Source organism: Alteromonas sp. OM2203 (genome assembly GCF_048517045.1).
In the GTDB taxonomy this organism is placed as follows: Bacteria; Pseudomonadota; Gammaproteobacteria; order Enterobacterales; family Alteromonadaceae; genus Alteromonas; species Alteromonas gracilis.
This window is the reverse complement of the sequence record NZ_CP183209.1, coordinates 402939-417757: the sequence shown is the minus strand read 5'-3', so window position 1 is coordinate 417757 and position 14819 is coordinate 402939. Positions and strand designations below refer to the sequence as shown.

At 45.8% G+C, this 14819-nt stretch carries 11 protein-coding genes; 5 read left to right on the top strand and 6 right to left on the bottom strand.

Annotated features, from left to right (window positions below):
* Window positions 1–30: 30 nt before the first annotated feature.
* Window positions 31–3177: an efflux RND transporter permease subunit gene (locus ACM0P2_RS01825; protein ID WP_159119659.1), complete on the bottom strand. Its 3147-nt coding sequence runs from the start codon at window positions 3175–3177 to the stop codon at window positions 31–33.
* Window positions 3177–4319: an efflux RND transporter periplasmic adaptor subunit gene (locus ACM0P2_RS01820; RefSeq protein ID WP_159119658.1), complete on the bottom strand. Its 1143-nt coding sequence runs from the start codon at window positions 4317–4319 to the stop codon at window positions 3177–3179. The genes ACM0P2_RS01825 and ACM0P2_RS01820 overlap by 1 nt, the downstream gene beginning before the upstream one ends.
* A gap of 122 nt (window positions 4320–4441) precedes the next feature.
* Between ACM0P2_RS01820 and ACM0P2_RS01815 the strand changes: the two genes are divergently transcribed.
* The 4 genes from ACM0P2_RS01815 (at window position 4442) to ACM0P2_RS01800 (ending at window position 8871) form a co-directional block, all read left to right on the top strand.
* The gene (locus tag ACM0P2_RS01815; protein ID WP_105930558.1) at window positions 4442–5083 is read left to right on the top strand and encodes a TetR/AcrR family transcriptional regulator; all 642 of its coding nucleotides are present in this window, start codon (window positions 4442–4444) and stop codon (window positions 5081–5083) included.
* A gap of 239 nt (window positions 5084–5322) precedes the next feature.
* The gene (locus ACM0P2_RS01810) at window positions 5323–6336 is read left to right on the top strand and encodes an aspartate carbamoyltransferase (protein ID WP_105930597.1); all 1014 of its coding nucleotides are present in this window, start codon (window positions 5323–5325) and stop codon (window positions 6334–6336) included.
* A gap of 4 nt (window positions 6337–6340) precedes the next feature.
* The gene (gene hemL, locus ACM0P2_RS01805) at window positions 6341–7621 is read left to right on the top strand and encodes a glutamate-1-semialdehyde 2,1-aminomutase (protein WP_120963467.1); all 1281 of its coding nucleotides are present in this window, start codon (window positions 6341–6343) and stop codon (window positions 7619–7621) included.
* A gap of 173 nt (window positions 7622–7794) precedes the next feature.
* Entirely contained in the window at window positions 7795–8871 is a 1077-nt protein-coding gene (locus ACM0P2_RS01800) for an adenylate/guanylate cyclase domain-containing protein (RefSeq protein WP_105930560.1), read from the top strand.
* Between the two features lie 33 nt (window positions 8872–8904).
* Here ACM0P2_RS01800 and ACM0P2_RS01795 read toward each other — a convergent pair whose 3' ends face one another.
* The 4 genes from ACM0P2_RS01795 to glnK all read right to left on the bottom strand — a co-directional run bounded on the left by ACM0P2_RS01795 (window position 8905) and on the right by glnK (window position 13542).
* Window positions 8905–9831: a Dyp-type peroxidase gene (locus ACM0P2_RS01795; RefSeq protein WP_159119657.1), complete on the bottom strand. Its 927-nt coding sequence runs from the start codon at window positions 9829–9831 to the stop codon at window positions 8905–8907.
* 184 nt (window positions 9832–10015) lie between these two features.
* Window positions 10016–11707 carry a gamma-glutamyltransferase gene (gene ggt, locus ACM0P2_RS01790; protein ID WP_159119656.1) on the bottom strand — a complete coding sequence of 564 codons (1692 nt, stop codon included), beginning with the start codon at window positions 11705–11707 and terminating at the stop codon, window positions 10016–10018.
* Window positions 11708–11923: 216 nt separating this feature from the next.
* Entirely contained in the window at window positions 11924–13171 is a 1248-nt protein-coding gene (locus ACM0P2_RS01785) for an ammonium transporter (RefSeq protein WP_159119655.1), read from the bottom strand.
* 32 nt (window positions 13172–13203) lie between these two features.
* Window positions 13204–13542, bottom strand: a complete 339-nt coding sequence (gene glnK, locus ACM0P2_RS01780; RefSeq protein ID WP_105930564.1) for a P-II family nitrogen regulator — start codon at window positions 13540–13542, stop codon at window positions 13204–13206.
* A gap of 281 nt (window positions 13543–13823) precedes the next feature.
* Between glnK and ACM0P2_RS01775 the strand changes: the two genes are divergently transcribed.
* On the top strand, window positions 13824–14666 hold the full coding sequence (locus ACM0P2_RS01775) for a hypothetical protein (protein ID WP_159119654.1): 843 nt from the start codon (window positions 13824–13826) through the stop codon (window positions 14664–14666).
* The last annotated feature ends 153 nt before the right edge of the window (window positions 14667–14819 follow it).

The following is a 14819-nucleotide window of genomic DNA, read 5'->3' as shown; positions in this document are numbered from 1 at the left end:
TTATTAAAAGGGGATAGTTTACCCTTAAAATTATGCCATGGCGTGATTTCTATATCGATATCGCTGAAAAGCTGCCACTAACGTGGGCGTAAATACCAACGACAATATAACTGAGAACCCCACCCCTCCAGCTAAAACAACGGCGAGCGGAGGCCAAAAGCTTCCTTCACTAAAGAGTAAAAGGGGTATCAAGCCCCCAACAGTAGTGAAAGTTGTTGATAGGATATGGCGGCTACAGCTCATGGTTTCTTCAACAATGGCTTTGGTGTCGCCCTGTTTTGCTTTGGGATTCGCGTTGATTGCGGCAATGACAACAATTGAGCCGTTAATAGCTACACCAATAAGACCGGCACAGCCCAGTAAAGGGTTAAAGCCCACCGGCAATCCGGATATCCATAAACTGAACATGCCCAGCCCTACCGAAAGAATAGCGACAAGACCAATAACGCCAGCCATGCGTAAGCTGGTAAAAGTTAGAATTAGCGTTGTCACCATCAAGACTAAAAGTACAGGCGCATAAGTAGCCAGTTGTCCTAACGCCTGCTGCTGTTCATCAGCATCACCTGCTAAGTGAATGCGATAACCTTCGGGTAAAATCAAACGGGATTCCAGTAAGTCTCTTAAGTGATTACTTGCATCTATGGGGGGGACGCCTGGCAGTAGGAAAGCCTGGATCCGGTTAAGTCGTTCACCGTCAACTCTTGTGATACTGCTCGTTGCAGGCTCAAGTGTTAAGTTGGTCACCGCTGCAAGTGGCGACCAAGAAATAGCATTATCACCCGCTACAGGAATAGGCATGGCGTCCACACCTGTTACATTTTGTCTGAAGGCTTCATCTAATCTGACGCGAACCGGAATCTCCTCTGTGCTCTCTAGCACCGAGCCGCCCGTTATACCGGAAAAGTTAATCTGCATTTGATTAGCTAATTCTGAAAGGGTCAAACCTAAATAGGATAAGCTGTCACTGTCTGCGTTAATCTTTAACTCTGGCTCTCCCATAGAGATACTGGTGATTGACTGTGATATGCCATCTACTTCAGACATTAACATACGCACTTGATCGCCAAGTTCGTTTAAAATATTTAAATCTGGACCGAAAATCTCGACTTCGACGGGTGCCGCAATTGGCGGCCCCTGTCCGAATGCCCGTACTACTATCTGAACTTCTGGGTAACTGATATCGAGCTTTCGCTGGAGTTTACCGACAAGAGAGGCAGCATTTTCTACCGTGGTAGTGGATACTACGGCATTGGCAAAGTAAGGCATGTTGTCTCGGGTCATCATTTGATTGTAATACACCGAGGGGGCGGAGCCTCCTACAAGCCAACTCACTTGCTCAACCCCTTCTTCACTGCGTATCGCACTATCAATTTTCCGCACATATTCGGTCGTGTTGTCGATACTGCTCCCTTCCTTTGTCCATAAATAAACCTCGAACTGATCTCTATCTGCGCTTGGGAAGAACACGTTAGCAAGTGTGGTAGATAGGACAAAGCCTGATAAGCAGAGCAGAGCGATAACAGGCAATACAAGAATAGGCTGTTTAATCCATCGTCCTAATTGCTTTTTAAACGCAAGACTGAGCTCTGGCGCTTGAAGACCAACTTTCCACCATGATTGTGAACCTATGCTTTGTTGTGAAGTCCCGTCGTTTTTCGGCAAAAAGCGAGCGGCTAATGCCGCTATTATGGTTAACGAAATAAACAGTGAACCAATGAGCGCCATGACCACGCTTATCGCAATAGGCCCTACAAAATCACCGATGTTTCCGTTTAGCAAAAAGATTGGCATAAAGCCTAAGATGGTTGTCAGCGTTGATGCCAAAAGCGGGGCAAATAAATGAGAAACACTCTTTGCCATCGCGCCCACCCGCGTTAAGTCTGGATCCTGAAGGTTGATTCGAATTTCATCGGTAATTACGATTGCATTGTCTATGAGTAGGCCAATGGCGATGATCATGCCAAAGATAGACATTTGATGAATTTGCTCGTTATAGAAACTCAACGAAAAAAGGGCAAAAGCGGCACACAAAGGTAAAGCTAAACCAACTATCCATGCTGCGCGAAAACCCATAAACAGCAATATAACCATCATAACCACGGCGCACCCCATTAAAAGGTTTATGGATAAATCGGCAAGCCGTGTAGTGGTATACTCATTCTGTTCAAACGCAATCGTTGCTGTCAGCGTACCGCTAAAGTCTTGGTTGAATTGCTCCACTACCTTGAGGGCGTTTTTTGTCCAAACATCGGAACGAAGAGATGGCTGCATGCGAGCGGCTACAAAAATAGACTCTTCGCCATTTAAATACGCCACTTCAGTTCGAGGGGTTGTGAAACTCCTTTCTACCGATGCTACGTCTTCAACCCGCAAATAGCGCCCCTCGATATTTACGAGCGGGATGGAGGCAATCATGTTGACACCGTTAAGTCCTTCGCCGACCGTAAAACGCAGGTTGCTTTGTTTTGAGTTCAGCATACCTGCAGGTAATTTGGGATCTGCACTACTAATCAGATTACTCACTTGCTGCAGATTAAGGCCCGTTGCCGCCAGTTTAACGGGGTCAATATTAACGCTTATCTCTTCCTGCGGTGCACCGTAAACCCGCACTAATTCAGTACCATTTACGTTTCGCAATCTGTCGGTTAATTCCTGGGCCAAGCGCGCGGTAAGGGTTATAGGGGTATTTTCGAAATGGTCTGCACGAACAGAGAGCAATAAAGTAAACGCAGTAGCGCCCCGTTTTTCGTCGAAAATTGGCGCCATTGCACCTTCTGGAAACAGCTCTGCTGCCGCGCCAATAGCATCGCGTATTTCGCTGAACAGCTGCTCGTTACTGGTGTTATCAATCCAATCTTGTGTCTCAATTAGAATAATAGAGATACCGGCACGCGATGTAGACTTAACTTCTTTGATCTCAAAAATTTCTCTTAGCCTATCTTCGAGTACATCGCTTACTAACGCTTCAACCCGTTCAGCAGATGCGCCTGGGTACTGCGTAATAATTAACGCGTTGCGCGTATCTATTCGGGGGTCTTCTATTCGAGGCAGTGAACCTAAAGCGGAAAGGCCAGCGGTGATCAGAATAAGCAGACTTAATACAAGCAGGTGCCCTCTTCTATAAAAGAGTGTGTACCAAGGGTACGGCTTATCATTATCAAAATTGAACGTCTTCACTAGCGCGCTCCGGCTTGATGTTGACTGGGCACTGATACCATTTGCCCAGGGGCCAATTTATGGGTGCCTTCACTCACATACATTTCACCGTCTTTAAGTGCACCACGAACAAATGCTTTGTTTCCGTCGGTATACACCACCTCAACAACCCGAGCCTCAAGCTGGGCGTTCTGCTGATTGGTTAGCACAAATACGCGCCACAACCCACGTAAACCGTTACTTAACGCGTTAACAGGGAGCCAAGCTCCGGTCTCTGTATGAGAGCGAAAGCCAGATAAAATAGCCATATCGCCCGGTCGGACACGTTCGTTACTGTTCAATGTAACAAGAATATCAATGGTACGGGTTTGTACATTACGAACAGGAAGGCGCTGAGTGACGGTGCCTGCTACGTTTATGTCGCCGACTTTTACAAGAACAGGTTCGTTTATATCGAACTGCTCGACCACGTCAGCGGGCACAGCAAAACGAGCTTGGTAGTTGTCTATACTTGTAATGCCAAAAACTGGGCTGCCTGCACTCACTACACTCCCTTCATCGAAAAAGCGACGATTTACAACGCCTTCAAACGGAGCAATTAGCGTAGCTTTTTCTATTTCTACATCTAGGGAATTAAGTGCAGCCTTAATTTCGCTCACCTGCGCTTTCGACACATTCAAGCTTGCTTTTGCCTCATCGAGACGTTGTGCAGACTCAAGTTTTTTCTCAACCAAGGAAATAGTGCGTTCGTTATTCACTTTGGCAAGCGCCAGATCAGCATTAGCCCGTTCAAGTGAAGCCTGAAGTTCTCGCTGTCTTGCGCTCAGTCTTTTAACGTCTTGATAGGCAAGTTTATCGCCTTGGCGAACCACGTCCCCTTCCTCAACAAGAAGGGTTGTGACCTGTCCTGCCACATCAAAAGAAAGTGTGGTGGCCTTTGGCGATTCAATGAGACCAAAAACATTTACTGGCGTTTCAAAGCCCGACTGTATGCTAATAGTCCCTGTAGACACTGCAACGGGGAGTCTTGCCTCTGGGCTTTGCGTCGCATTGCCGAGGCCTGCGGTGGTTAACAGAATGATTAAAGCCGCGGTAAAACCAACAATTGAAATAATAAGCGTGAGTTTGCCACTTTTTGTTGAGGCCGACGCTGAAGCTGTCATAACGAGTCCCTTTACCGTTCTAGAGCGCACCCTAGGCTATATTTGCATACTTATTGTGCTATGCTAGTATATAAATACTAGACCGTCCAGTTTGATATATCTATTTTTAAGCGAGAGTTCATTTGGCTACTACAAAAAAACAAGGCCGTCCAAAAAGCGAGGAGAAATATCACTTGATCTTGCACGCGGCGTCTTGTCTCTTTTTAAAAGAAGGGTTTGCTAATACGTCAATGGACACTGTGGCAAAAGCATCTGGCGTGTCTAAACAAACCGTCTATTCACACTTTGATAGTAAAGATGCACTATTCAAGGCAGCAATCACGTCAAAATGTCGTTCATATCAACTTGATACTCAGCAACTTGTTAGCTCAACGGCGCACGCGCTTTCACTCACTGATTGTTTAATAAAAGTTGGTAGCCAGTTCATGCGCTTGTTACAAGACCCTGAAGCCATCGCCATTTTTCGGGTTATTATTGCAGAGGCTGTGCATAGCCCTCATGTGGCAACACTGTTTTACCAAGCTGGTCCCGAAGCGTCACTCGAAACTTTAAGCAATGTCATTGAAAAATTTGGCGAAGGCAACTTAGACCGACACATAGCGCAGCAACTCGCGGTAGATTACTGTGCACTGCTGAAAGGTGAATTTCATACTATGATGCTTTGTGGCATACAGTCACCACTTTCAGATATAGAAATTGATGCACATGTGAGGCGCGCTGCAGAAAAGATACTGTTACTCTTTACCCATTACTCTCGAAGGTAAACCCAGCCTTTACGTTCAGCCGGCACAAGCCAGAACGCTATGGTGGTTACCGCTGCAAAATATCATTAAGTAGGTTGCTTTGCGGTATGTAAGAATTGCCGCAAGCGTGCTTTCCAGAAGAAACGTAGCTATCAACCGGTAACCTTACAAAAACGTAGTGCAAAGTTCATCTTGTTCTAATGACTTAAATGAAGCGGTATTATACACTAGCGCCGTTTTCGTTGATGATTGAGAAGCGTATGTCTGACTTTACCGGTAACCACATTCTTTCGGTTAATCAATTCGAGCGCGAGGCTATCGAGAAAGTATTCTCCGTCGCCAACTCCATGAAGCCCTATGCCAGGCGCCAGAAGCGAACCACGGTGCTTGATGGTGCTATTCTCGGTAATTTATTTTTTGAGCCAAGTACTCGTACACGGGTCAGCTTTGGCACTGCCTTTAACCTTCTCGGTGGCGAAGTGAGAGAAACCACGGGAATGTCTAGCTCAGCACTTGCTAAAGGCGAGTCCTTATACGACACAGCACGTGTGTTAAGTGGCTATTCAGACATAATTGCGATGCGTCACCCCGCGGCGGGATCTGTCGCCGAGTTTGCAGAGGGAAGCCGAGTTCCGGTAATAAATGGTGGCGACGGTGCAAACGAGCACCCAACGCAAGCATTGCTCGACCTGTTCACTATCAAAAGCGAACTTGAATACAATGGCCAAGGTATTGATGGGCTCCACATCGCAATGATTGGTGATTTGCGCTACGGACGAACCGTGCATTCCCTGTCACGCCTTCTTTGTTTGTTTAAAAACATTCGATTTACGCTGATCTCGCCCAAAGAATTAGCCATGCCACAGCCCATTATTGATGCGATAGAAAACGCGGGCCATCAGCTTACCATTACTGAAACCCTTGAAGGCAATATGGATGCGGATATCTGCTATCAAACTCGCATTCAAGAAGAACGCTTCCCATCACAAGAAGAAGCCAATAAGTATCGTGGTAAATTCAGACTTAATCAGTCGATTTACACTAAACACTTTCAGTCGAAGACCGTTATCATGCATCCACTTCCAAGAGATTCACGTATGGAAGCCAACGAATTGGATAACGATCTAAACCTTAACCCGAACCTCGCTATTTTCAGACAAACCGATAATGGTGTGTTGGTTAGAATGGCTTTATTCGCGCTAACCCTTGGGGTAGAAAATCTATTGACCAAGTATGAGCGTGATGTGGTTTGGTTCAGCAATAAGAGTAAGTAATTACATGCAAAAATCTGAAGCCCTTTTTACCCGCGCCCAAAAAACCATTCCAGGTGGCGTAAATTCACCAGTTCGCGCATTTAAAGCGGTTGGCGGTACGCCACGCTTTATCACTAAAGCGGACGGCGCTTATATGTGGGATGCGGATGGAAAGCAATACATCGACTATATCCAATCTTGGGGGCCGATGGTTCTGGGTCACAATAATGCGAAGATCCGCGAAGCGGTTATTGAGGCTTCGTACAACGGCCTTTCTTTTGGCGCGCCAACAGAAGCCGAAGTTATTATGGCTGAGTTGGTAAGCGAAATCGTACCGTCAATGGAAATGGTACGTATGGTGAACTCTGGAACCGAAGCCACCATGTCGGCAATACGTCTTGCCCGTGGCTACACCGGTAGAGATAAAATCGTTAAATTTGAGGGTTGTTACCACGGCCATGCAGACTCATTACTTGTAAAGGCAGGGTCTGGTGCACTAACACTTGGTGTACCTAGTTCGCCTGGTGTACCGGCTAATGTGGCAGAACACACACTTACTGTCGAATACAATAATATTGAGAGTGTAAAAGAGGTTTTCGAAGCTCACGGTGATGATATTGCATGTATTATCGTAGAGCCGGTTGCAGGTAATATGAACTGCATACCTCCTGTAGAAGGCTTCTTAGAAGGGCTTCGTGCCGTCTGTGACCAATACGGCAGTGTATTGATCTTCGATGAAGTAATGACGGGCTTTCGCGTATCTCGCGGTGGTGCACAAGAGCGTTATAACGTAAAACCTGATTTAACGTGTCTTGGAAAAGTGATTGGTGGCGGTATGCCTGTGGGTTGCTTTGGTGGCAGACGAGATATTATTACGCATATCGCGCCAACTGGCCCTATATATCAAGCGGGCACCTTATCGGGTAATCCTGTAGCCATGGCTGCAGGCCTTGCTGCATTAACGCAAATTAAAGAACCGGGCCTCTACGATTCAATTTTTGAAAATACTCAAGCGTTGGTCGACGGATTTCAATCTCTTGCCAACAAACACAATATTAGCCTAACTACTAATATTGCGGGCAGCATGTTTGGGATATTCTTTACTGACGTTGAGAAAGTTACCAATTATAAGCAAGCGATTAATTGTAATACCGAGCAGTTCAATAAGTTTTATCACGGTATGTTAGAGCAAGGTGTTTATTTAGCTCCCGCTTCTTATGAAGCTGGCTTTGTTTCAAAAGCGCATAATGCTGACGTCATTGAAAAGACACTTGCAGCGGCCGATAAAGTGTTCTCAACTTTATAGGCTGATGTCCATTAATTGCTAATTAACGTTCGGCACTCACATATTTGTAAATGTAATTAAAAGTAATGTGTTAGTGCCGCCATCTCCTTTAAACTTTCTCACACGTATCTGGAAATTCTCTTTGGCTAGATAAATAGCCTTAAAAACAAAGACGTTGAAAGGTGTGATTCACAATGGATTGGCAAACAGGCGCATTGGGCGCGCTCTTCATCTATAGCGCTGTCATTACGATTCTTTACGTTAGGCGTAGTCGACGTCTAAAGTACCGATTTAGAAAGGCTCTCTCACGTCGTGTGGACGTTCACCGCTCTGCATTGAAAACAGAGGACGATGCACGCTTTCAAGCTGCCGCTGACGAAGCTCTCCGATTAACTCAAACCTTTCAAAAGTTCGTACCCCGACAATTCGTTGAACACATGGCAAACTCGGATGTGGATTCCCTGGGTCTTGGCTATGCTGCTGAAAACAATGTGGCTATTATGTTTTGCGATATACGCGGCTTCGCAGGCTTTTCTGAGCGTATTACGCCACAGGAGTTAATGAACTTTCTTAACTCTTATTTCACCAGGATGAATGACCCTATTCATCAAAACAATGGTTTTATCGATAAGTTCATGGGTGACGCTATTATGTCGCTTTTTGATCATCCCGGCGGTACGCCTCAGCAGAAAGCGATGGATGCCGTAAATGCAGCCCTAGATTTACGCAAAGCCCTCGTTATATACAACGGTCACAGAAAAAACAGTAATTACGAAGCAATCAATATGGGCATCGGTATCCATTTTGGACCAGTGATTATGGGGACTGTAGGTTCGGAAGACCGGATGGATACTACCGTTATCGGCGATAGCGTAAACATAGCATCAAGACTTGAAGCATTGTGCCCTAAATATAAAGCTGACATTATTGTTAGCGCCCAGGTACTTAAAACCATCGGCTCAGGATACCCTATCAAAACGCGATTACTTGACTGGGTAAGAGTAAAAGGACGAAAAACACCCATTGAGATTTATGAAGTGCTTAGCCATCTTTCCCAGGAAGAGCAAGAGCGCAGACTTGCATCACAAGCTAAAATTGCAGCAGGTGTAGCCTGCCGAATTAATCAGCAGTGGGACGATGCCATTTCTTTCTTTGAAGCGGCTATTGCGATAAGTCCAGATGACCCCCTTGCCCACCATCATTTAGATGTATGTAGGATCTATCAGAATCGGGACCTCGAAGACGATTGGGACGGCGCATTAATTTATTAGTAAGTCGCTGATTTATTGCACCTAACTTAAAAATCAGCTTCCTGATAGCTTAGCTTGCTGGCGAATAAAGTTGATGGAAGGTGCGAAAAACGCGGCGCCAGTTTCAGCACTGGTAAAATCTAACCAGCGATCATAGTCACCTTCTCCATTGCCATAAATTTGGCTATGAAGCATTTGCTTAAAAGGGCGTGAACTTGCGCTACAGCTTACAAAAAACAATCCCTGACAGACCATGTCACCGTAGGGCATTCCTTGCTTAATTAGCCTTGGTTCGTCACCATCTGGCGCTACGCTGCTTGCTCGAACGTTATGAGACGAAGGGGATTGTTCACTGCTAATTAAGTTATGTTCTTGGGTCGTACCCATCACCTGCTCTTGCTGTCGGTTAGACAGGCTGTTCCAGCGTCGCAGGTCATGCCGATAACGTTGAATGTGAACATAACTACCGCCGCTAAAATCAGGGTCATCCTCTCCTACTATGCCCACTTGACGGCGTTTCATGCCGCGAGGGTTATCGGCACCGTAGAGGAAGCCATTAAGATCACGACCATCTAAATATCTAAACCCTCTAATCTGCTCAACAAGCTCTACGTGAATGCGCAGAAGGTCCATAACTTCAATTCCCACTGCATGACAAATATCAAGACGGTCGGCGCGAATTTGAATGAAGAGATCGCACGGCATAGTAGGCGCACTTCTATCTTCACACTGCATGTCTGGAAAAGGGGCGAGCTCTACGGGTATTAAGCCAGGGTATACCTCAGGCCAATAGCTCGTGCCGATTGCAATAACACCGGTCACCATCGCTTCGTAATGTTCGTTTTCGAAATGTTCAAAAATATCCAGTACTCGCGATAGTTTAGCGCGTACCGCTTCACTATCGTCGTCAATCACATTCAGTAATAAATACTGTGCATGTAAGTTTGGCTCAGCGCAGAGGCCTTTTTGTGGTTGTGTCATTGCCGCTCTTGTTGTTATTAACGCCTTGTTATGACGTTTCGCTAAGGGCGTTCATACGCCGCGATTTGCGTTGCGAATCTTTCTACAAATTGTAGCAACTACTTCAAGCTTAAAAACCTTTTCAAGCGAAGCTGCTTTTAATAACTCTGGTTAATTACACCGTTCATTATTTGCTCTAGTGTGCTTAATAGCCTGCTGCTTGTCCATCTTTTCGACTTTCAGAGGCACCAAAATATACTCCTTTTTGCTCATCCCATGCGATAGCTTGATATCCGCCGAATGCCCCAACAACCCGCTGAAGCTTGTGACCCCGCTCCATTAGCTCGCGCTGGACGGTCTCGCTGAAACCCGACTCTAAGCTTACATAGCCGCCATCTGTCATCAATGCACCTGTTGGACTGCTTGAGCCGCTGTGAAGTATTCTTGGGGCGTCACCTGCCTCTTGCAGATTCATTCCAAAATCTAAAATATTTACAATAATTTGCGCATGCATTTGTGGCTGCGTACCGCCGCCCATCACACCAAAGCTCATCACTGGTTTACCATTTCTGGTAACAAAAGCAGGAATAATAGTGTGAAAAGGTCGCTTGCCAGGGCGATACTCATTGAAATGCCCTTCTTCGAGAGTGAACATCTCGCCTCGGTTTTGCAGAATAAACCCCAACCCCGGCGGCGTCATTCCTGACCCCATTCCGCGATAATTACTTTGAATTAACGACACCATGTTGCCATCTTTATCAGCAACGGTCAGATAGATGGTATCCCCCTCATAAATGCCAGCGTCTACCCGGTTCGCCGCGCGTTCGCTATCAATAAGCTTTTGGCGTTTGGCTGCGTATTCTTTTGATATTAGCCAATCGACAGGAATGTCGTTGAACTCTGGGTCAGCATAGAACTTGGCGCGATCTTCAAAGGCAAGCTTTTTCGCTTCAACAAAAGTGTGAATATAGTCAGCCGAATTAAAACCCATTCCTTCAATATCATAGTGCTCTAGAACGTTAAGGATTTGCAGTGCTGCTATACCTTGGCCGTTCGGCGGAAGTTCCCACACATCGTACCCGCGATAATTAGCGGCAACCGGTTCGACCCACTCAGAGGTATGTGACGATAAATCCTGATATGACAAAAAGCCGCCTTGAGACTTCATGTAGGCATCGATAGTGCGCGCAATATCGCCTTTGTAAAAAGCATCACGTCCTCCGGTTGCGATTTTTTCATACGTCACCGCTAATCCGGGATTTTTAAAGATATCGCCTTTTTGCGGTACTTTATCATCGATAAGGAAGGTCTCGGCGAAGCCATCATAATGACCAATTCGCTCGTAATTCATTTGCCAGTAATAGGCGATAACTTCTGAAACAGGGAACCCTTCGCGGGCATATTTGATAGACGGCGTAAGCAACGCTGACATGGGCAGCTTGCCAAATTTTTCGTGTAGCGCAAACCAGCCATCGACAGCGCCAGGAACTGAAACGGGGAGCGGACCAAATTTAGGAATTTGATGCAAGCCACGCTCGGCAAACACCGCTTTCGTTAATTGTCTAGGCGAGCGACCCGAGGCGTTTAAGCCCACTAGCTTTTCTTCTTTTGCATCCCACACTATGGCAAATAAGTCACCGCCTATACCGCTACCTGTAGGCTCAACTAAACCTAACATTGCATTGGCTGCAATGGCGGCATCGACCGCACTGCCTCCCTGCTTTAAGATATCTAACGCGGCTTGTGTGGCTAATGGCTGACTCGTGGCTACCATGCCATTTTTAGCAATCACTTCTGAGCGACTTGCAAATGTATGCCCGGTAATTCTGTCATAACTTAAACAATTGACACTAAATAAGATGAGTATCAATGGGAGAAGTCGCGCATTTGCAATCATAGTGTTCCTTTTATCTCAAACGTTATATGGCGTTAATGTACAGAGCTACAATATTCTCTAGTGTAGCTTCATTGTCACATTACGCCTAGGCTTCTTTCCTTAACGCTCTTGTTTGTAAACACCGATAAAGATAACGAAAAAAGCCCCGCTAGGCGGGGCTTAAACATGGTAACAAGGCATTATTATTATTGCTTTATTCTGCCTAATCGGACTTTATTACGAACGGCTGCTTGTGAAATCTGGGTATGCTTCCAAACCACACTCGCTCATGTCTACGCCGTCGAATTCTTCTTCTTCGCTTACACGTACACCCATTACCGCTTTAATCACTAGCCATACCACTAGGCTCACTACAAATACCCATACAAAGATAGTCGCGGCGCCAATTAGCTGACCAGAAATACTTGAACCATCGTTTGTGAAAGGAACAAGGATTAAACCTAAAAGACCAACAACACCGTGAACTGAGATAGCGCCCACTGGGTCGTCAATTTTTACTTTATCTAGTGCAACAATGCTAAGTACTACTAAGATACCACCTAGGCCGCCGAATAGCGTAGCTTGTAGTGGCGTTGGTGTTGATGGCTCTGCAGTGATTGCAACAAGACCAGCTAACGCACCATTAAGTACCATTGTAAGGTCTGCTTTACCAAACAAAATACGTGCAACGATAAGTGCAGCAATAGCACCACCAGCAGCGGCAGCATTAGTGTTCATAAATACGATAGCCACTGAGTTTGCACTTTCAACCGTAGCGGTTGCTAGTACAGAACCACCGTTGAAGCCAAACCAACCCATCCAAAGGATGAATGTGCCTAAAGTCGCAAGCGGTAAGTTTGCACCAGGGATAGCATTTACTTTACCGTCTGCTGTGTATTTGCCTTTACGGGCACCTAGCACAATTACACCAGCAAGGGCAGCGGCTGCACCGGCCATATGAACAATACCAGAACCGGCAAAGTCAGAGAAACCTAAGTCGCCTAGGGTATACATGCCGAATACCGCTTCACCGCCCCATGTCCAAGCACCTTCCATCGGATAGATGAAGCCCGTCATAACAACAGCGAATGCAAGGAATGCCCAAAGCTTCATACGCTCAGCAACCGCACCAGATACGATAGACATCGCAGTAGCAACGAATACTACTTGGAAGAAGAAATCTGCAGAAGGCGCGTAAGTAGCAGGCTCTTCAGCAACACCGGTTGCACCGTCAGCCATGATACCGCTAAGAAAAGGACCCCAATCGCCACCGCCATACATAATGCCGTAGCCACAAATCATGTACATGGTGCAAGCGATAGCGAACAGTGCCACGTTTTTAGTTAGGATTTCTGTGGTATTTTTCGCTCGAACAAGACCTGCTTCAAGCATTGCAAAACCTGCAGCCATCCACATAACCAATGCACCGCAAATTAGAAAATAAAAGGTATCTAGCGCATACCCAAGTTCAAAAGTGATTTCCATTATGGTTTTCTCCGCAAATATATCGTTGTGGCTTAAAGCGCGTCGCTATCCAACTCACCAGTTCGAATACGAACGGCGTGTTCAAGGTCGTAAACAAACACCTTGCCGTCTCCAATTTTGCCTGTTTTGGCAGCGCCAACGATGGCTTCAACCAAGCGTTCTACTTGATCATCCTGAACAGCAATTTCCAGTTTGACTTTAGGTAGAAAATCCACCTGATACTCTGCTCCGCGGTATAGTTCAGTGTGTCCTTTTTGACGTCCAAAGCCTTTCACCTCGGTCACGGTCAAGCCGTCGATACCGATTTCTGAAATGGCTTCACGAACATCATCTAGCTTAAACGGCTTGATGATCGCTGTGACTAGTTTCATGTGTTGCTCCCAGTTCGTTTTTATTAATCTGTGATTTATGGTTGTGTTTCCAACTGTACAAAGACATACCAAGAGCCATGCCACAAATCTTTTTATATATATTTCAATAACATAAAACAAAAATCATCATGTTAGACCAAAATTAACGCACAATTTTGGTGCATAGCTAAAGAAATGCCCTCGAATGAAGCGAAGATGTCCAACGTTGAGGTGAGGCGACTAATAAGTACGATGAAATTAGAAGGGAACTATTCGTTTGAGTGCATGGTCTGTTGTTTACTATGACGACTCTCACCCCAGCTTTTTTTGCGCCCGACAGGCTAAACGAGCACCATGCTGCTAAGAAAACCGCATGGCGCCCTCTAATCGTTTCAGCCTTGATTCACGTGCTCGGGGTAGCGTTAGTTATTGTTCTTTCTCAGCTAAATATTGATAATCAAAAGACGCGACATAAAGCCACTATGCCAATGCCTGAAATTAGCGCGAGGCTATACTTCCCACCGATATCACGATCTCAAAAAGTAAAAGATGTTGTGCCCCCTGAAGCAACAGAAGCGACCAGCGACCTAACTGATTCAGATAACGCAGAAAAGCAGAAGACAACACCTGAATTACAGTATGAGCCCGATAATTCATTAACTAATAAAGCATCAGAGAACACAATAGACACACAACCTGAAAAGCAAACGCAGGACAAAAAGAACGCTGATGTTGAGCCGAAGACGGACGTAACTGAACCACCTAACGTTTTAACGTCTCCCACACTTTCGATAGATGCAAATAGACGAGCAGGCTCGCTCAACTTGTCGGTTAAAGACGGCGCTGCGCAATATTTTCGCGGCTATCACAACAACCAAATTTCAGAAGATGCCGAGCGTGCCGCTGCTGCCTTTCAGCGAAGTAAAAATAGCCCTGAATTGAAGGGCCCGAGCACGCTACAGCGCGAAGCTATTGAAAATAAACGCCCGTCCAAACGCGTTAACTGCAGCAGTACTGCGAACAAAACGCTGGCATTATTAAGCGGCTTCACAGGCGGCACCTTAGAATGCACCAAAATGGGCGATCACAATCGCTTTATTGACGCTAGGGTTAATAAACGCCCTGTCGAAGAGACGAACAATTAGGCGTTAGTTATCACGCATTGAGGCAAATGTAATTAAGTCGTGTTACTTGCTACACCAATCTTGTGATAAATCACTATGCCCATCAATGCGTAGCATCAACATATAATTAGCAAGAGCGTTGCACTTTGTCGTGCTTGCATAAAAATAAATAGA